This window comes from Paenibacillus sp. FSL K6-4396, assembly GCF_038002525.1.
In the GTDB taxonomy this organism is placed as follows: domain Bacteria; phylum Bacillota; class Bacilli; order Paenibacillales; family Paenibacillaceae; genus Paenibacillus; species Paenibacillus amylolyticus_B.
This window is the reverse complement of sequence record NZ_JBBOCR010000001.1, coordinates 5,676,687-5,695,663: the sequence shown is the minus strand read 5'-3', so window position 1 is coordinate 5,695,663 and position 18,977 is coordinate 5,676,687. Positions and strand designations below refer to the sequence as shown.

General features: G+C 45.9%; 13 protein-coding genes and 2 tRNA genes. 11 read left to right on the top strand and 4 right to left on the bottom strand.

Features of this window, described 5'->3' with window-relative positions:
* Positions 1–43 precede the first annotated feature (43 nt).
* Complete coding sequence (asnB, locus tag MHB85_RS24930) at positions 44–1,888, bottom strand: asparagine synthase (glutamine-hydrolyzing) (RefSeq protein WP_091011855.1); 1,845 nt, start codon at positions 1,886–1,888, stop codon at positions 44–46.
* A 192-nt stretch (positions 1,889–2,080) separates the two neighbouring features.
* On the opposite strand from asnB, the gene MHB85_RS24925 reads away from it, so the two are divergent.
* Positions 2,081–2,380 carry a hypothetical protein gene (locus tag MHB85_RS24925; protein ID WP_017692581.1) on the top strand — a complete coding sequence of 100 codons (300 nt, stop codon included), beginning with the start codon at positions 2,081–2,083 and terminating at the stop codon, positions 2,378–2,380.
* Positions 2,381–2,411: 31 nt separating this feature from the next.
* Positions 2,412–2,768 carry a hypothetical protein gene (locus MHB85_RS24920; RefSeq protein ID WP_105601142.1) on the top strand — a complete coding sequence of 119 codons (357 nt, stop codon included), beginning with the start codon at positions 2,412–2,414 and terminating at the stop codon, positions 2,766–2,768.
* Between the two features lie 177 nt (positions 2,769–2,945).
* Here MHB85_RS24920 and MHB85_RS24915 read toward each other — a convergent pair whose 3' ends face one another.
* Complete coding sequence (locus MHB85_RS24915; protein ID WP_017692583.1) at positions 2,946–3,239, bottom strand: DUF4870 domain-containing protein; 294 nt, start codon at positions 3,237–3,239, stop codon at positions 2,946–2,948.
* A gap of 292 nt (positions 3,240–3,531) precedes the next feature.
* Here MHB85_RS24915 and MHB85_RS24910 point away from each other — a divergent pair.
* The 3 genes from MHB85_RS24910 to MHB85_RS24900 all read left to right on the top strand — a co-directional run bounded on the left by MHB85_RS24910 (position 3,532) and on the right by MHB85_RS24900 (position 8,886).
* A tRNA-Arg gene (locus MHB85_RS24910) sits at positions 3,532–3,605 on the top strand.
* Between the two features lie 155 nt (positions 3,606–3,760).
* A complete protein-coding gene (locus MHB85_RS24905; RefSeq protein WP_091011863.1) occupies positions 3,761–4,531 on the top strand; it encodes a class I SAM-dependent methyltransferase in 771 nt (256 codons plus the stop codon).
* Between the two features lie 395 nt (positions 4,532–4,926).
* On the top strand, positions 4,927–8,886 hold the full coding sequence (locus MHB85_RS24900; RefSeq protein WP_341073850.1) for a S8 family serine peptidase: 3,960 nt from the start codon (positions 4,927–4,929) through the stop codon (positions 8,884–8,886).
* 127 nt (positions 8,887–9,013) lie between these two features.
* Here the strand turns inward: MHB85_RS24900 and MHB85_RS24895 are convergent, their stop codons facing one another.
* Complete coding sequence (locus tag MHB85_RS24895) at positions 9,014–10,243, bottom strand: CynX/NimT family MFS transporter (protein ID WP_091011865.1); 1,230 nt, start codon at positions 10,241–10,243, stop codon at positions 9,014–9,016.
* A 630-nt stretch (positions 10,244–10,873) separates the two neighbouring features.
* Positions 10,874–10,947: transfer RNA gene (locus MHB85_RS24890), tRNA-Arg, on the bottom strand.
* A 189-nt stretch (positions 10,948–11,136) separates the two neighbouring features.
* Between MHB85_RS24890 and MHB85_RS24885 the strand changes: the two genes are divergently transcribed.
* The 6 genes from MHB85_RS24885 (at position 11,137) to lonB (ending at position 18,971) form a co-directional block, all read left to right on the top strand.
* Positions 11,137–12,117, top strand: coding sequence for a hypothetical protein (locus tag MHB85_RS24885; RefSeq protein WP_411735364.1), 981 nt, complete (start codon positions 11,137–11,139; stop codon positions 12,115–12,117).
* 138 nt (positions 12,118–12,255) lie between these two features.
* The gene (tig, locus tag MHB85_RS24880; protein WP_091011867.1) at positions 12,256–13,596 is read left to right on the top strand and encodes a trigger factor; all 1,341 of its coding nucleotides are present in this window, start codon (positions 12,256–12,258) and stop codon (positions 13,594–13,596) included.
* Between the two features lie 378 nt (positions 13,597–13,974).
* Positions 13,975–14,565, top strand: coding sequence for an ATP-dependent Clp endopeptidase proteolytic subunit ClpP (gene clpP, locus MHB85_RS24875; protein ID WP_036605886.1), 591 nt, complete (start codon positions 13,975–13,977; stop codon positions 14,563–14,565).
* 12 nt (positions 14,566–14,577) lie between these two features.
* Entirely contained in the window at positions 14,578–15,831 is a 1,254-nt protein-coding gene (gene clpX / locus MHB85_RS24870) for an ATP-dependent protease ATP-binding subunit ClpX (protein ID WP_036605887.1), read from the top strand.
* A 120-nt stretch (positions 15,832–15,951) separates the two neighbouring features.
* Entirely contained in the window at positions 15,952–17,049 is a 1,098-nt protein-coding gene (ispG, locus tag MHB85_RS24865; protein ID WP_091011869.1) for a flavodoxin-dependent (E)-4-hydroxy-3-methylbut-2-enyl-diphosphate synthase, read from the top strand.
* A 167-nt stretch (positions 17,050–17,216) separates the two neighbouring features.
* A complete protein-coding gene (gene lonB, locus MHB85_RS24860; protein ID WP_105601135.1) occupies positions 17,217–18,971 on the top strand; it encodes an ATP-dependent protease LonB in 1,755 nt (584 codons plus the stop codon).
* The last annotated feature ends 6 nt before the right edge of the window (positions 18,972–18,977 follow it).

Genomic DNA, 18,977 nt, shown 5'->3' with positions numbered 1-18,977 from the left:
ACCCTTAAATAATTCATCATGCTGAATCAATGCATACATGATCTTAACGAATAGCGACTTTATATGTCCGCAACCAGGTATTGATCTGAGTCAGATAAGCAAATAACTGGGGACCCGACATCAACTGTCCGAACCAGGGGAGATTGGAAGCTGCATCTGGTGAAGACGCAAGATTCCGGATCTGAGCTTTGTCAATCAAAGGCAAAATAGGTGATGTGGGATCATCCAGGATATCAAGTACCTGTTGTTTGACCGCGGCCAGATATTGCGGATTATGTGTTTTCGGGTACGGACTCTTTTTGCGATATAACACATCGTCAGGCAGGACACCTTCGAGTGCTTTACGCAGAATACCTTTTTCCCGCCCGCCGGTTATTTTCATTTCCCAAGGGATGTTAAACACATACTGGATCAGACGATGGTCACAGTAAGGTACCCGCACTTCCAGTCCTGCCCCCATGCTCATCCGGTCTTTGCGATCCAGAAGTGTAGGCATGAAACGGGTAATGTTTAGGTAGGACATCACCCGCATTTGTGCAGCTTTACCTGTTTCCCCATCCAACAGAGGCACTTCAGCCACTGCATCCGAATAGCGGTCTGCCAAATAATCGAGTGGCCGAATCCATTCCCGAATATCCGGGGATAACAACGCTGCTCGCATATCAGGCGCTACAGACCACGGAAACGTACCGGAGTTCAGCATATCTTCTCGATGGAACCAGGGGTAGCCGCCAAATACTTCATCCGCTGCTTCGCCTGAGATGGCAACGGTGGCCCCTTTTTTAATTTCTTTACAGAACAAATAGAGCGAGGAATCTACATCCGCCATACCTGGCAGATCCCTTACTAACATGGCCTGTGTTAGTGCATGAACCAGTTCTCCGTTCTCAATCTCAATCCAGTGATGATCGGTCTTGAGTTCATCCACCATTCGCTTAATCCAGGGTCCATCTGCACCCGGCTGAAAGGAATGCGCCTGGAAATGCTTGGCGTTATCCACATAATCGACAGAATACGTACTGATTTGGCCTTGCCCGGTCCGATTGTAATAATCCACGGCTAATGCAGACAAGGCGCTGGAGTCCAGTCCTCCTGATAAAAGAGAGCATACCGGAACATCCGAAGCCAACTGGCGCTCCAGTGTATCTTGCAAGAGAGAGCGTACCTCGGCTGCCGTCTCTTCCAGGTTATGTTCGTGGTTCTGGCTTTCCAGTTTCCAATAGGCATAGGTTCGGATCCCATTTCGGTTATAGATCAGCGCGTGAGCAGGCTTGAGTTCGCTCAGTGAAGAGTATACGCCGTGTCCTGGTGTCCGTGCAGGCCCTACGATAAACACTTCGGCCAATCCTTCCGGGCCAACAGCGGCTTCCACATCCGGGTGAATGAGCAGAGCTTTGGGCTCTGAACCAAATACGAGTGTGTCTTTGTTATTACTGTAGAAAAGAGGTTTAACGCCAAGGCGATCTCGTGCGATAAAAACTTGTTCGCGTCCCCCATCCCATATGGCAAAAGCAAAAATACCGTTAAACCGGTCAACACATGCCGGTCCCCACTCAATATAAGAGGCGAGCAACACTTCCGTATCACATTGCGTGCGGAACTGATGCCCCCGCTGGAGCAATTCCTTTTTCAACTCGGGTGCATTGTATAGTTCTCCGTTATACACGACGGTATAGGAGGTATCTCCCTGTAACGCATGCATGGGCTGTGCGCCGTTCTCGGGGTCCATTACACTAAGACGCCGATGTCCAAAGGCACAAGGATTGGAGATCCATGTACCTGAAGCGTCGGGCCCCCGGTTCGACAAGCTATCCGTCATACGGACCAGCAGCTCTGATTCCTGGGTCAAATCCCGATTCCACTGTATGAAGCCGGTAATACCGCACATGGTTTGTTCATCCTTTCTTGGTCGAGTCATTCATCCGTATGGCTGCTTAGTTACTGGCAACCAGCAAATGTTGTCTTTTCGTCAGAGGTCGTAACAAATATATGCCGAAAGCAGGCATAAAATGTCTGTCCTCTTCGGAAACTAGTTCTAGGGACAACGGCCTCAACATGCCTGTGAAGGAGAGAACATGCAATGGACAGTATGAAGTATTATGTGTCTGTCATGGGCCGCTCCGTTATTCCGGATCCGTCGGTAACATCGTATGAGTGGATCATTCAGGCAACGCCGCAGGAAGCGGAGCAATTACTGGGACTGCTGAGCCTCATGCAGGAAAAGGAGGAAGAGGCCTTTCCTGGCATGGTATTCCCATGGCCAGATACACCGGAGGAGTCCGTAAACCGAGCGTATGAAACGGTATTACAACAGGTGTATCGAGAGATTTACCGATTGGGCACACCAGAGACACGATACCAGATTGAACAAAGTACATGATAAGCACAAAGGAAAAGGAGCGCGATGACGAATGTATGCCATTCAAGATGCCAAAATACGCAGATTAACCGAGGTGGATGGATTGTCTTGTGCAGAGGTTGAAGTGCAGCCTGGAAATGCCGGAGATCCATCGTTACTTGTATACGTGGCTTCAACCCAGCCCGGAAATTCGCTGGAAGTTGTTCGGATTGTACGCAATCACTCCGATTCGGCGATCGACTGGTATAACAATAATATGCATACTGCGTTTGAAGAGGCGACAGAAGTCGCATTTGAGAACAGCGAAGGTATGACAGTAGAAGAAGATAAAGCTCGGTTTCAAAGTGAGTTGTTTTCCTTTGGTTTGCTTGGTCCAACACTTCAACGTTATCTGATCGGGCAGGCTTAACAGGTAACGCTCCAGCAATACATGTGGTGTTAGCGGGATAGAGTTCAATGTTGAGCTATATGTAGATGTGACCTGTTGCTGTTGCCGGTTGCTCTGACTGTATCTGTAACTGGAAAAACCCGCCGTTGTTGAACGGCGGGTTTTGTTATGCGATGGTCAGATCAGGTGGAGATGTGATCAAGCATACTCGCGCAGTACTTGAATCCCTTTAACCACATTGTACACAAAGCTTAATCCGTAGATCACAAAGAATAGAATGACAAACCCGACGGCGGAACCCAGACTATGCGCAGTCACGAAGAAATAAAATAACGGAATGGCAGCGAGAAAGGGGAATACATGTGAGAATAAGGCGCGTTTTGCATGTCCCTCAATGTAATCATCCTTGGCAACAATCCATATAATGATCGGAAACAGGAACGGGGCAAAGAAAATACTGAAATAGGATAGGGCTGATAAAAGCTGTCTCATGACGATTCTCTCCTTCAATGGATCATTGAAATGTATGTATGCAAAAGATTACCCAGCAATTCTGACATTGAAAATGTCTGATGTTAATCTTACTCTAAATGTCCCAATCTCCTCAATATAACCTGGTTCAAGCTATCATATTCTCAAAGGGGCTGGAGTATGAGAATAATACGGTAAAGTACATGTTTGAACCGGTGTTTAAGTATAATTATTAATTTTTTTATAAAACTATTGAAAAATATAGAAATCAGAGTATAATAAGAACCGCGCCGAAAATTTATGATACATATTTGTCTCAGTAGCTCAGCTGGATAGAGCAACGCCCTTCTAAGGCGTCGGTCGGGGGTTCGAATCCCTCCTGGGACGTAAAAAAAGAAAACTTCCTTCGGGAAGTTTTTTTTGCGTTCAGAGGAAGTGTCCTATTGATTATACCTATAAACAATATAGAATCTATATATTTAAAGAATAAACAATTCTATGCCACAATGAGGATATCAATAACGAAAGCGACGGTGGTATCCATGAAATCATTAAATCAATGGCAAGCAGACGAATATGATAACAAACTGGCTTTTGTGTCGGGATATGGCAAAAATCTGATCTCTTGGCTTCAACCACAAAAAGGGGAATACATTCTTGATCTGGGTTGCGGGACAGGGGATTTGACGCATGAAATTTCTCTGACCGGAGCTGAAGTTATTGGCATGGACGCATCGCCAGACATGATTCGCCGTGCGGGGGAGAAATTCCCTGAACTTGAGTTCGTGGAAGGAGACGGTCATCAGTTTGAGACGAAAAGACTGTATGATGCCGTTTTCTCCAATGCAGCCCTGCACTGGATGCGAAGCCCGCGATTAGTGGTGGATAGTATATGGAAATCTTTGAAGCCCGGAGGGCGTTTTATAGCAGAATTCGGTGGTAAAGGGAATGTTCAGACCATTGTGAATGCATTAGAGCAGGTTATGGAGCGGAGCACGGACATTCGTGCATCGGAACGTAATCCTTGGTATTTTCCGTCGATCGGAGAATATAGCCATATTTTAGAACAACGTGGATTTGTGGTGCGACAGGCCTATCACTACGAGCGTCCTACCAGACTGGCAGATGGTGAGCAGGGTATAGTAGGCTGGTTGGCTCATTTTGGAGGCGACTATTTTGCAAGTCTCAGTCATGAAGAGATACAACAAATATGCAAGGAAACCAGTCAGATCGTGAAGCCTCACCTTTGGAAAGATGATGCTCTGTATGCCGATTACAAGCGTCTGCGTATTGAAGCCGTGAAGCCAGAATAAGTAGAATTTTGTGATATGTAGCAATTTTTATCGATGTTAAACGAATTATCAAGATCCTTTGTATGCTAACGACGCTTCCCCTATACACCAGGAATCTCTTTCGGATAAAGAGGCTCTTGGTCTTTTTTTTTGATGCATTATTTTAAAAATGAAATATTCAAACGACAAATAATTACAAATGGATATTTTTATCGTACTCAAGACCCATATAAGTAATTTCTATATCATATTTGTAAGTATTTAGAAGGAAAATGTGGTATTTTGATAGAATAATTTACCAAGGGTCAAACTTCTTGCAGATAGGTGGTGAAATTGGAGTGTGTATTGCAGTACGCACAAACAGCAGGAACCCATCATTTGGTGACGTATTCACATTTAAAAGGAGGGGCAAAGCCTTGAGTAAACGATTGATATCCACTTTATTAAGTGTTCTGATGGTCTTTTCCATTATTCTCCCCGCGGCTGGAGCCGCTCCCGCAGATTCAGTTATTCAGCTTGAGAACTTACCCAGTACAGCCGAAGCCAAACAATGGAGAGAGATTCTTGCAGGACGGGAAGCCAAACTTGCCGCAGATCCATTTTTGGATAAAAGCTTGGAAGGCCTGGGTGGAGAGAATACCCGAGTGATCGTTGAGCTTTCCAATAAACCTGTTGCAGTAGCGCAAGGTGAATCAACCCTCTCTGGAAAATCTTTTACCTCCTCTATGGAAACAAAGGCTGTGACTCAAGTTGAGCAACAACAACAGTCATTTGTACATAGCCTCACTCAGAAGAAAATCAAACATGAAGTATTGGAAGAATATGCATATGCCCTAAATGGTGTAGCGATTGAGCTTAAAGGAAACCAGGTGGGACAATTGCTTCAAATACCTGGCGTGGTCAGCGTATATCCTGACCTTGAATTTACAATAGCGCCTGAGACAGATGAAGTGAACCCGTACATGAAAGACACAGCACCTTTTATTGGTGCACCTGAAGTATGGGATCTGGGTTACAAAGGAAATGGCATCAAAGTGGGTGTCATCGATACAGGGATTGACTATGAGCATCCTAATTTGCAGGAAGCTTACAAAGGCGGATGGGACTTTGTTGGTAACGACAATGACCCGTATGAAGCAACGTATCAAGAATGGAAAAGTTCAGGGGAACCTGAGTTTAACGAAAGGGGAAGTGCCTTTTATACATCCCACGGTACGCACGTAGCCGGTACCATTGCTGCTCGTGAAGCAGGTGATTACGGGATTGTTGGCGTTGCTCCTGAAGCAGATATCTATGCATACCGTGTACTTGGGCCGTATGGTAGTGGTCAAACCTCATGGGTGCTCGGCGGAATTGATCGTTCCGTTGAAGATGGCATGGATATAATTAATCTCTCTTTGGGGAATGCCGCTAATGATCCAAGTTATATTACCTCGGTAGCCCTGAATAATGCGATGCTGTCTGGTGTGACAGCAGTAGTTGCCAGTGGCAATGACGGACCTAACCGTTATACACTTGGTTCTCCAGGGGCGTCTGCGATGGCGATTACGGTAGGTAACTCAACAGGTCCTAGTCAGCTCATTACAGCGGATACTCACTTCTGGATTGGTGAGGAAGGCGAAGAGGCACAACCTGAACAACAACCGGTGCCAGAGGTTGAACAATCTCCTGAACTGGGTACGGCACCTGGAACAGAAGAGCCTGAAGGTTCAGAGCAAGGTGTACCCGCAACGGTTGATGAGGAAAGTGCAGCAGCTGTGGAGGACACAGTTTCTAACGAAGCTGAAGTTCCGAATGTAGAAGAAGCTACAACGGAAGAAAATACTCCATCTGTATCACCTTCTGCACCCGTTGAAGCTTCTCCTGAAGCTGCCCCTGTGGAAGAAGAGTCTGTAGTTGCTCCGACTGAAGCTCCACTGGCTATTACTGAGTCGGTTTACCGTCTGGATCTGATGGGATGGAGCCTGTCGGCAGACCCTGAAACTGTTTTGACAGGGAAATATGAGCTTGAATATGCAGCACTGGGTAAGCCAACTGATTTTGAAGGTCAGGATTTTACAGGTAAAGTGGCATTAATACAGCGTGGTGAAATCGCATTTGTAGAGAAAATCGCCAATGCTAAAGCAGCCGGAGCCTTGGCTGTTATTGTATATAACAACATTCCGGGTCCAATCGGTGTGAGTCTGGGCGATAACTTTGAACTCATTCCAACACTGAGCATGTCCAAGGAAGATGGGGATGTGATCAAGGCTGAGTTGGACGCAGGCCAAGCCGTTGAAGTAAGCTTTAGTGATTTTGAACGCAGCCAAACGCCGGGTGATGAAATGAATTCATCCAGTTCCCGCGGACCTGCCAAGGTAACACTTGACATCAAACCGGATATTGTTGCACCAGGTACAAGCATTCTGTCTACGATTCCTGCCTACGGCAAGGATGAGCCAGACGCAGATTACGCACAGGCTTATGATCGTAAATCAGGTACAAGTATGGCTACACCTCATGTAGCAGGTTTGATTGCGCTGCTGATCGAGAAGCATCCGGAATGGACGCCATTTGATATCAAAGTTGCGCTGATGAACAATAGTAAAGTGTTGGATACAACCCAATTTGATGTATTTGATCAAGGTGCTGGCCGTATTCAGGCTGTGAATACTATTGACCCTGTTGCTTTTGTCAAGGTGCTTGATGTAACTCAGTACACCGAAAGTGGCGCTGTTGTTGAAAAGGAAAATATCACCGGAAGCATCAACTACGGTAATTTCCTGAGCACAGATGAAAAGACGATTACCAAAACGATTAAAGTTGAAGCGCGGAATGGCAGTGGAGGGGATTACACCGTAAATGTGAATCCAACTCGTAATGTTGCTGGTGTATCCGTTGCGGTAGACAAGAGTTCCTTCACACTGAATGGTGAGGAAGAGCTTGCAGTGACAATTACCGTTCCACGAGGGGTTACTGCGACTACAGAAGCACAAGGATACATTGAGTTCTCGAACGGAACCAATACATTTACTGTGCCATATGTTGCTCATTTCAACCTTACGTTGAGTGGAGTTAAATATATTGAAACCGTAAAAGGCACTGAAAAAAATCCTTTTCACTATCCATTGAAGGCTGATGGTACGTTGGATACGCTTAATGTAGCGATGGAATTCTACAATCCGATGACATTCGCCCTGATTGAGATTTTTGATGGTCTTAATCCGGAAGGTGGATATTATCAAGATGGTTATATCGGTTTCATTTTCGGTAACTATTATAATTTCAATGCTAACGCAAGATATAATCTTGCCTGGGACGGCACATATGCGGATTACACAACTGATGAAGTGACAGAGATTCCGGATGGTTTATACACCGTTGATATCACTACTATTGGTACGGACGGCAAAACCTATAAGGAAGACACTTCGCCATTTTTGGTGAAAAAGACAGCTCCGGCTGTAACTGCACCAGAAGCGTTGGAGTTCAAAGAGGATGAGTCTGCTGTTCTTAATGGTAGCGTGGAAGACTTGTACTTCCGTGTAGCACCTGCGCTTGCCAGCGGGTGGGACATCACGTTTGATCCGGCCGCTTCCCTGGAAGCAACGTATGTTGTGAAAAAAGAGGATGGTTCGGTTTATAAAGAAGGAGTCTTTGAAGTACAAGCTGATGGTACCTTCAGCCTTCCTTTGGAGGGAATTGAAGCAGGCGAGTATGCTGTTGAACTTACGGTAAAAGACCAACAGGGGCTTTCGGGTACAGCCAATACGGCACTGAAATTGGAAGCCGTGGAGACCGAACCAGAAACTCCGGCAACTAAGGCCCCAGGTACGCCTGTATTGTCTCACAATAACTGGGTAGGCAACGGCTTACCAGAGGGCGCGTATATCGTTACAATGAACCTGTGGTGGGGCGAGAACGCAACTAGCTACAAGTTATATGAGGACGGGGTTTTGGTTGATACGCAAAAGTTGACTTACAACGCACCTTGGGCGCAGTTTGCTCAGACGAAGATCACGGGCAAAGCCAATGGCACGTATACGTACGTGGCTGAGCTGACTAACGACAAGGGAACAACGCGTAGTCAAACGTTGACTGTTCGGGTTACCAACGCAACGCCAGGCAAAGCGGTTCTCTCTCACGATAACTGGGATGGCGACGGCTATTATAAGGTGACCATGAACCTGTGGTGGGGGACCAACGCTACAGAGTATCGTCTCTATGAAAATGATAAGTTGATCGATACGCAAGAACTCCGTTCGGCTACACCTTATGCGCAAAGTGCTGTGACTACACTGTCCGGGAAAGCATCGGGCACGTATACGTATCGGGCAGAGTTAATTAACTCTGCCGGAGTTACCAGCACAGACACGATTAAGGTAAAAGTGAAGTGAGTTCATTCCTCATTGAAATTGATTAAAATTGAATAAATTAATGAAGGAATTGTTCTATGCATATACGGCCTCCATCCTGATTTTCAGGATGGAGGCCGTTTTGTTTTTTTATATATGAGTTGTGTGACTAACCGATCATTCTATTTTTGCTGGCCTGAATCCCTGCGATTAGCAAAGCGATGGCCAGAATGACCTGGATTAGCAATGGAAGTGTCCATCCTTTTGTCCAGTCATGAAGCATGCCAAACAATAGAGGTCCCACTGCGGCCAGCATATATCCGAAGGACTGGGCCATACCGGACAGGCTGGCAGCTTGTCTGGCATCTTTTGTGCGAAGGACGAAGAACATCGTTACCATGCCAAATGAAGCTCCAGCACCTATTCCTGCCAACGTGACACCAATGGTAACGAGCGAAGCGATGCCACTTAACAATAATGCATACCCGACTATCAAAGAAGAGCACGTTATCGCGGTTAGAACACGCTGATCTCGTGTTCGGCCGGCGAGGATCGGAACGATAAAGGTAGCAGGGACACTAACCAACTGCATTAGGGAGAGCATCCACCCTGCTGAGGTGGGGCTGAATCCTTGCTCAGCGAGAATCTCGGGAAGCCAGGTAATCGTTGTATAGAATATTAGAGATTGCAGACCCATAAATAAAGTAATGAACCAGGCCAGGGAAGAGGTCCGTAGACGTACAGGCGTCCCTGCACTCTGGGTGGCTATGAATAACATTCGCTGACGTCCTGCGGCGATCTGGGGGAGCCACAAGAGAAGCGCCAATATGGACAACAAGGCCCACATGCCTAACGAAGCACGCCAACCCATAGAAGTGGCTCCTGCTACGGGTACACTCACACCTGAGGCGATGGCGCCAAATATATTCATGGATACAGAGTATAGTCCGGTGACGATACCTATCCGCAATGGAAAATCACGTTTGATCAAACTTGGCAAAAGCACGTTGCTAAATGCAATGCCGCACCCCAAAATTGCAGTTCCTGCATATAAGGAGAGAACGGAAGGCAACAAGCGTAAGGCCACCCCAATGGTTACAATCATAACAGCCAATAGCAGAGCAGATTCGAGTCCTAAACGCTTGGCTAGGCGTGGTGCAAAAGGAGAGACAGCTGCAAAGGCAAGCAAAGGAAGTGAGGTCAGAAGCCCGACCATTGTATGGCCGATACCTGTATCTGAGCGGATCATCTCCACTACAGGTCCGGTTGCTGTAATCGGTGATCTCATGGTAGCGGCGATGACGATAATGCCTGCTAACAACAGGCCGAATCTTTTGGATGTCGAAGAATGTTCTTCCTCGGTATGGATAGATGAGTGCTGCTGTAATGAAGATGACATTGATAAAATCTCCTGTTTCCTAAGAAGTTAATATGTATGGATTGGTACATAATCCACTCCGTAAGCATAACATTCTATGTCAATATTGAGCAATGAAATGAAAAAACACCCAATGGACCGTGGGTGCCTTGACTAGCCTATGAACTCTAACGAATCCACGAGGTCTTATAATGGGTAAAATCGCTATTTTCAGATTCTAACGAACCTCAGCGACCTTAATCAGCCTATAAATTGCAAATAGGTGAGTTAATCCCCCGGAATGGTGAAATAAGCTCTCTATGATTCGTTAGAGTTCCATGATGCTGAATTTGGGTCAAATAAAGTGTCCGATGTTCGTTAGAACATCGATACTGAGACATGGTCACCCATGAAATGAGCTAATGCAAACATTTTGTTGAAGCGACATAGATATGTAACGAAGCGAGTGCTCCGACGACCCATAGGGGTTCTCATCCTCAGAACGAAAAAAAGCTTCCCGAAGGAAGCTTCTTTTAATACGTCCCAGGAGGGATACTCTCCTTGCAGTCGAGACTGCGAAGTGGTGCTAACGAAGCGGATGCTTCGACGAACCATAGGGGTTCTCATCCCCAGAACGCAAAAAAAACTTCCCAAAGGAAGTTTTCTTTAATACGTCCCAGGAGGGATTCGAACCCCCGACCGACGCCTTAGAAGGGCGTTGCTCTATCCAGCTGAGCTACTGAGACATGATTTTTTTCAAGCAAAATTGATTTTATCATATGCATACAGGAATATCAAGCATTTTATTTTAAACTATTTTTCGTATATGATATTTGGCGGCAGTAACGTTTTTTTCATTATATTTAAGGTTATGTTAGAATATCAGGAGAACTCAGAAAATAGATCAACAATCGTTTTAATATATACATCTATTTATGTTGATTCCGACTGGAGATTCAGGATATAGAGGAGGTGCTCCCATTAAGGAATCCACGACCCCGGAAACCGAGCATAACAACAATATTGTGCTGTTTCCTAAGACGCTGGACTATTACCAGATTCAATTGACAGTTATGCTTGAAAATGAACGGTATGGTGAAGCGATGAAATTGCTTCACTTTTTGCTGCAATGTCAGGGACAGGAAGAGCGCCACTATGATGAATGGCGGGCCCTGCTCGAATGGCTTCAGGCTGCGTTTCCTCAATATGAAGAAACCTTGCCTGCCGTTCTTGATGAACGAGAAGAGGAAGAAGAGATTAGTGAGGAAGACATGGCACGGCATCATGCCCGAATGAAGCTTGAACAGGATGATGGCTATGCAGATAAGATGCTTCGCACAGTGATGGAGGAGCCTCTGTCTGAACAGACGATGCTGGCTTTGGAGCAGCTGGCCTATCTTGATCTGCCGAAGATTGACGAGGCACTTACGAGTTGGTTAAAAGATAAGTCGCTTCACCCTCTGCTTCAATTCCGGGTGCTGCAAACCTTGCGTCGCCGAGGTGTTCAAGGTATGATCCTGTTTACGAGAGGCGAAGAGCAGGTTGAAGTCGAGATCGACACCGTGCCTCTTAGACCAGAGGAATTCCCAATCCAAATCGTTCAGATTCTGGAACGAGTGGCAGATCAGACGGAGGTTCATGAACCTACGCTCTTTTATTTTGCCCAGGAACTGTGGATACAATATGTCATGGCGGTGTATGGAACCCGTGATTATGTATCGATGCTGGAAGAAAATGATTCCATGACAGATATATGGGCAGCAGCTCTACATATGACCGTTGCAGATAGTCTGGGTGGTTCTCATGATGAGGAAAATACCCGCTCAATGTATGCTGTGACAGGCGCGATGCGCTTTCGACTGGAGCAGGCTTATCGTTCCATGAAACAATTTGTATCTGCCGGTTTGGATGGTTAATCGAGGCCGGAAACGTTTTCCTTAAACTGTATCAAGGGATTCCCCTTGAAAAAGAATCTAATCTTGTTTATACTAAAATGGTTATTTTGTACGTGATTGCCTACGTGAACATGTGAATTTTGGAGGGGAAAGTATACAATGAAAGCAACTTGGGAAAAGATAGAGAAGAACCTTGGGGTTCTTGAGGTTGAAGTGGATGCAGATCGTGTAACTGCAGCACTCGACAAAGCTTTTAATAAAGTGGTTAAACAAGCAAACGTACCTGGATTCCGTAAAGGTAAAGTACCACGTTCCATCTTCGAAGCGCGTTTTGGTGTAGAGAGCCTTTATCAAGAAGCAATCGACATTTTGCTTCCTGAAGCCTATACAGAAGCAATCGACCAAACGGATATCTTCCCGGTTGATCGTCCTGACGTAGATGTTGAACAATTCGCTAAAGGCGAAACGTTCAAATTCAAAGCAAAAGTAACTGTGAAACCTGAAGTTACTCTTGGTGAGTACAAAGGAATCGAAGTTGCTGTAGCAAAAGGTGAAGTAACTGACGCAGAAGTGACTGAAGAACTTGAGCGTCTTCAACAACGTCACGCTGAACTCGTTGTAATTGACGAAGGTTCCGCTGCCAACGGTGACGTTGCAGTAATCGACTTCGACGGTTCCGTTGATGGTGTACCTTTCGAAGGTGGACAAGCTGAGCGTTATTCCCTGGAACTGGGTTCCAACACATTCATTCCTGGATTTGAAGAACAAGTTGTGGGTCTGTCCACAGGTGACTTCAAAGACGTAGAAGTGACTTTCCCAGAGAGCTACCATGCAGCAGAACTTGCTGGCAAACAAGCGGTATTCAAAGTGAAAATTCACGAAATCAAACGCAAACAACTTCCTGCATTGGATGATGAGTTTGCTAAAGATGTTAGCGAATTCGACACACTTGAAGAGTACAAAGCTGACCTGAAAACACAATTGGAATCCCGTAAAGCTGACGAAGCCAAAGCTGCTACTGAAAATGCAGTTGTAGAAAAAGTGGCTGAGAACGCTGAAGTGGACATTCCTGCTGCAATGGTTGACAGCGAAGTACAGAACATGATGCGTGATTTCGACAACCGTCTGAAAAATCAAGGAATGAACCTTGAAATGTTCCTGAGCTTCTCTGGCCAGACTCAAGCTGACCTGAGAGGACAAATGCAAGAAGATGCTTCCAAACGTGTTCGCAACAACCTGGTGCTTGAAGCTGTAGGTAAAGCGGAAAACATTGAAGTATCTGACGAAGAAGTGAATCAAGAACTCGAAAAAATGGCTGAATCTTACAAGCGTCCTGCTGATGAGATCCGTGGCATCCTCGAGGGTAATGGTTCCCTGGACAGCCTTCGCGATGAAGTGAAACTGCGTAAAACGATTGACGTTCTTGTTGAGAACAGCACAGTTGTTGAACCTGTTGAAGCTCCAGCTGAAGAAGTTGTTGCAGAAGCTGACGAAAAATAAGACAAGCTGTTATCAACTTGTCAGTTGAATAAACGATAAGGCACGTGAATTATTGCGTGCCTTATTTTTAAATTGTTACATCCATTTTATAGAAAATGAAGTAAGTATATGGATGAACACTAATTTTATTGATCCACGTACACTTTTTACATACCTATGTACTTCATGCAAATAAAAAACGGCAAGACGGCATAGGATGGCTTCAATTTGCACATACATAGAAAACATGGTTAAATATGATCAGGCTAAAAAAGTAAACAAACGATGTCTGACCCCTCTTGTGAAAAATGACATTGTCACAGGAAAGTGTTAGAATGAATTTGGGTTTGCTTTACAGGTGGCCTATGTCTAATTACATGTAGAAAAGAGGTTGGTCTCATGAGTCTGGTGCCAATGGTTATAGAACAAACCAATCGAGGCGAGCGGTCTTACGATATATATTCACGTTTGCTGAAAGATCGCATTATCTTTCTAACCAGTGCGATTGATGACGATGTAGCCAATCTTGTCATAGCACAGCTTTTGTTTTTGGCAGCCGACGATCCTGAGAAGGATATCAGCTTGTACATTAACTCACCTGGTGGTTCTGTCACCGCAGGGATGGGTATATACGATACGATGCAATTTATCAAGCCGGATGTATCTACCATTTGCGTAGGGATGGCAGCAAGCATGGGCTCGTTATTGCTGACAGCCGGTGCACCTGGCAAGAGATATGCGCTGACAAACAGCGAAGTAATGATTCATCAGCCGCTTGGCGGCATTCAAGGACAGGCTGCGGATATTAAGATACACGCAGAATGGATTATTAAAACACGTCAGAAACTGAATCAAATATACGTCGATCGTACGGGTCAGCCTCTTGAGAAAATTGAGCGGGATACAGACCGTGACTTCTTCATGAGCGCTGAAGAAGCCAAGACGTACGGCATTATTGACCAGGTGCTCAGTAGACCGATCAATTCCTAAAGGGGTGGTTTCATGTTTAAATTTAACGATGAGAAAGGGCAACTGAAATGCTCTTTTTGCGGTAAATCTCAGGAGCAGGTACGCAAGTTGGTCGCTGGACCAGGCGTGTACATTTGTGATGAATGTATCGAACTTTGCACCGAAATCGTTGAGGAAGAACTTGGTCATGATGAAGAAGTAGACCTGAAAGATATTCCGAAACCAAAAGAAATTCGTAATATTCTGGATCAATATGTTATTGGACAGGAACAAGCGAAAAAATCATTGTCTGTTGCAGTGTATAATCACTACAAACGGATCAACACACAGAGCAAAATTGAAGACGTTGAATTGTCAAAGAGTAACATTTTGCTATTAGGACCAACAGGTTCTGGTAAAACGTTGCTTGCGCAAACGATGGCAAAAATTTTGAATGTTCCTTTTGCTATTGCTGATGCTACGTCATTAACTGAAGCTGGTTATGTGGGTGAGGATGTAGAGAACATCCTGCTCAAACTGATTCAAGCTGCTGATTATGATGTGGAAAAAGCAGAGCGTGGCATTATTTATATCGATGAGATTGATAAAGTAGCGCGTAAATCCGAAAACCCATCCATTACTCGTGATGTATCGGGCGAAGGTGTGCAACAGGCTCTCTTGAAAATTCTTGAAGGAACTGTGGCTTCTGTACCACCACAAGGTGGTCGTAAACACCCTCATCAAGAATTCATTCAGATCGATACAACGAACATCCTGTTCATTTGCGGCGGTGCCTTTGATGGTCTGGAGCAAATGATCAAACGCCGGATTGGTAAAAAAGTCATTGGCTTCAATACCGTTTCTGAGCAAAAAGATCTGAAACCAGGTGAATACCTGGGTATGGTATTGCCGGAAGATTTGCTGAAATTTGGTCTGATTCCGGAATTTGTAGGCCGTCTGCCAGTCATCTCCACTTTGGAGCCGCTGGATGAAGATACGCTGGTACGGATCCTTTCCGAACCAAAAAACGCGCTTACCAAACAGTACCAAAAACTGCTTGAGCTGGATAATGTGAATCTGGTCTTTGAACCAGCTGCATTGCTTGCGATTGCAAAAGAAGCAATTAAACGTAACACAGGTGCACGTGGATTGCGTGCCATCATTGAAGGTATCATGCTGGAAATCATGTATGAAGTGCCTTCACGTGAAGATGTTACGAACTGTGTCATTACCGAAGAAGTTGTTGAGAAAAGAGTCGTGCCTGAACTAAGCCAATCGAAGGACGATAAGCAGGAAGAGAGCGCCTAATAAAGGCCTGAATCCCGTTGAACTCTGAAATATAGACTTGTCAGTTCTCCACTTTGGCAGAAGGCGAATTCATGTCTCTGTCAGGGTGGAGCTTTGACGTTGTGGGGAGAGAAATCACTCATGTATTTAAGACAGGATACACGTCCCGTGAAAGTGGGAAACGTAACGATCGGTGGCAGTAACGAAGTCATTATCCAAAGTATGTGTACAACCAAAACGGCAGACGTTGAAGCAACGGTTGCAGAGATTCTGCGACTGGAAGAAGCGGGTTGTCAAATTGTACGTGTTACGGTGAATAATGAGGAAGCTGCCGCAGCCATCAAGGAAATCAAAAAACGCATTAATATACCGCTCGTAGCGGACATTCATTTCAACTATAAGCTGGCTTTACTTGCGATTGAGAACGGCATTGATAAAGTACGGATTAACCCAGGGAACATCGGTAAACGTGCTAAAGTGGAAGAAGTGGTTAAGGCTTGTAAAGACCGCGGTATTCCGATCCGGATCGGAGTAAATGCAGGCTCTCTGGAAAACCATCTTCTTGAGAAGTATGGGTATCCTACGGCAGACGCTATGGTAGAAAGTGCATTGTATCACATTGGTATTTTGGAAGAGCTTGATTTCCATGATATCATCGTGTCTCTCAAAGCATCGGATGTGCCGATGGCAATTGAGGCATATACCAAAGCAGCTCAAATCATTCCGTATCCGTTGCATCTCGGGATTACCGAAGCGGGTACATTGTTCTCCGGTACGATCAAAAGCTCCGCAGGTATGGGAGCCTTGCTCTCCATGGGTATTGGTTCAACGATGCGGATCTCACTGAGTGCGGACCCGGTAGAAGAAATCAAAGTCGCTCGTGATCTGCTCAAAACATTTGGACTCATTACAAATGCAGCCACATTGATCTCCTGCCCGACGTGTGGACGTTTGGATATCGACCTGTTCTCCATTGCCAACGAAGTGGAAGAGTATATCTCCAAACTGAAGGTGCCGATTAAAGTATCGGTGTTGGGTTGTGCGGTTAATGGTCCAGGTGAGGCCAAAGAAGCGGATATCGGGATTGCCGGTGCTCGTGGAGAAGGTCTCTTGTTCCGTCACGGCAAGATGATCCGTAAAGTGCCTGAAGAAATCATGGTTGAGGAATTAAAAAAAGAGATCGACAAAATCGTCGAAGCCTACGAAGAGACAGGTGTTATTCCTGGTCGTTCGCACTGATTGATTCATATCTTGTTACAACAAAAGCTCGCCAGCGATGGCGGGCTTTTTATTTTCTCGCATACAAATTCCGCATCGCCCGTTTACGTCGCGTTGAAAAGGCTATACTACCAAGTATTAGCATGATCTCATATGAGAATAGCGACAAAATAGGAGGATGTGAAGACATGGAATTTGGTATGGTCATCATGTTGATTCAGTTATTTTTTGGAGTGGTGATTGGTTTGTATTTCTGGAACCTGCTGCGTGGCCAGAAAACGAACCGCAGTGCCGTGGAGCGTGAATCTCGCAAGGAACTGGAGAAGCTGCGCAAGCTGCGTTCGATCTCACTCACCAAGCCGCTGTCGGAGAAGACGCGTCCAGCTACCATTAACGATATTGTTGGGCAAAAAGATGGGTTGCGTGCCCTTAAAGCTGCATTATGCAGTGCGAATCCGCAACATGTTATCATTTATGGCCCTCCCGGAGTCGGGAAGACAGCTGCCGCAAGGGTTGTATTGGAAGAGGCTAAGAAGAATCCATCTTCTCCTTTCAAACCGGACGCCAAATTCACGGAGCTGGATGCAACAACAGCCCGTTTTGATGAACGTGGTATTGCGGACCCCTTAATTGGTTCGGTTCATGATCCGATATATCAGGGAGCAGGAGCCATGGGCGTTGCTGGTATTCCCCAACCAAAACCGGGCGCTGTGACGAAAGCGCACGGGGGAATGCTTTTTATTGATGAGATTGGTGAATTACATTCGATTCAGATGAATAAGCTGTTGAAAGTGTTGGAGGATCGCAAGGTGTTTTTGGAGAGTGCGTACTATAACTCGGAAGACACGCATACTCCTGCTTATATCCACGATATTTTTCAAAATGGCCTACCAGCCGATTTCCGCCTTGTTGGAGCGACGACACGTTCGCCTCATGAACTGCCACCAGCTTTGCGTTCCCGCTGCATGGAAGTTTATTTCCGTCCTCTGTTGCCTGAGGAGATTGGGCGAATTGCAGAGGATGCTGTTCAGAAAATAGGGTTCAGTCCATGTCCGGATGCCGTTGATGTGGTCAAGCGATATGCAACCAATGGACGTGAAGCGGTCAATATCATCCAGCTGGCTGCTGGACTTGCGCTGACAGAGAAGCGTGAGACGCTTCAGGCGTCTGATGTGGAGTGGGTGGCGGGTAGCAGTCAGATTCAGCCACGGCCTGATCGGAAGGTCCCTACACAGCCGCAGGTGGGTTTTGTTAACGGCTTGGCGGTATACGGACCGAATATGGGAACCATTTTGGAGATTGAAGTGTCTGCTGTTCCGGCTCTTAAAGATCAAGGCCGAATCAACATTACAGGCGTTGTGGATGAAGAAGAGATTGGAGGCGGTTCGCGTACACTCCGGCGAAAAAGTATGGCCAAAGGCTCGGTTGAAAATGTGTTAACCGTATTAAAAGCCATGGGTATTCGTCCGAATGATTACGATTTACACGTGAATTTCCCAGGTGGGACGCCTATTGATGGTCCATCCGCCGGGATTGCCATGGCGACTGCCATTACATCAGCCATTCAGAGGCGTCCTGTGGATCATGAGACAGCGATGACTGGCGAGATCAGTATTCATGGTCGGGTTAAGCCAATAGGTGGCGTGCTGGCCAAGGTCGAGGCTGCCTTTCAGGCAGGAGCGAAGACCGTTATTATTCCCGCGGAGAACTGGCAGTCTATTTTTGAGAATCTGGATGGCTTGCGCGTTATCCCGGTAGATACGGTACAGGACGTATTCCGTGAAGTGTTCGCCTGGGTCCCGGAATCACAACAGATGGAACAAACGAAGCTTGCAGAGGAGACAGTTGCACCTTCACCGGAGATTTTTCCACCGGCATCCGCTTCCTATTTGCGTGCCGATGTGCCTCGTCCAGGACAGGTTACAGATTCGGGAAGCTGCTAAGCGCTT

What these genes read in the sequence shown, in the direction of transcription:
- MHB85_RS24925 (WP_017692581.1), top strand. Translation starts at nt 2,081, where the DNA reads ATGGACAGTATGAAGTATTATGTGTCTGTCATGGGCCGCTCCGTTATT.
- MHB85_RS24920 (WP_105601142.1), top strand. Translation starts at nt 2,412, where the DNA reads ATGTATGCCATTCAAGATGCCAAAATACGCAGATTAACCGAGGTGGAT.
- asnB (WP_091011855.1), bottom strand. Translation starts at nt 1,888, where the DNA reads ATGTGCGGTATTACCGGCTTCATACAGTGGAATCGGGATTTGACCCAG.
- MHB85_RS24885 (WP_411735364.1), top strand. Translation starts at nt 11,137, where the DNA reads ATGTTGATTCCGACTGGAGATTCAGGATATAGAGGAGGTGCTCCCATT.
- MHB85_RS24915 (WP_017692583.1), bottom strand. Translation starts at nt 3,239, where the DNA reads ATGAGACAGCTTTTATCAGCCCTATCCTATTTCAGTATTTTCTTTGCC.
- ispG (WP_091011869.1), top strand. Translation starts at nt 15,952, where the DNA reads ATGTATTTAAGACAGGATACACGTCCCGTGAAAGTGGGAAACGTAACG.
- clpP (WP_036605886.1), top strand. Translation starts at nt 13,975, where the DNA reads ATGAGTCTGGTGCCAATGGTTATAGAACAAACCAATCGAGGCGAGCGG.
- tig (WP_091011867.1), top strand. Translation starts at nt 12,256, where the DNA reads ATGAAAGCAACTTGGGAAAAGATAGAGAAGAACCTTGGGGTTCTTGAG.
- MHB85_RS24895 (WP_091011865.1), bottom strand. Translation starts at nt 10,243, where the DNA reads ATGTCATCTTCATTACAGCAGCACTCATCTATCCATACCGAGGAAGAA.
- clpX (WP_036605887.1), top strand. Translation starts at nt 14,578, where the DNA reads ATGTTTAAATTTAACGATGAGAAAGGGCAACTGAAATGCTCTTTTTGC.
- MHB85_RS24905 (WP_091011863.1), top strand. Translation starts at nt 3,761, where the DNA reads ATGAAATCATTAAATCAATGGCAAGCAGACGAATATGATAACAAACTG.
- lonB (WP_105601135.1), top strand. Translation starts at nt 17,217, where the DNA reads ATGGAATTTGGTATGGTCATCATGTTGATTCAGTTATTTTTTGGAGTG.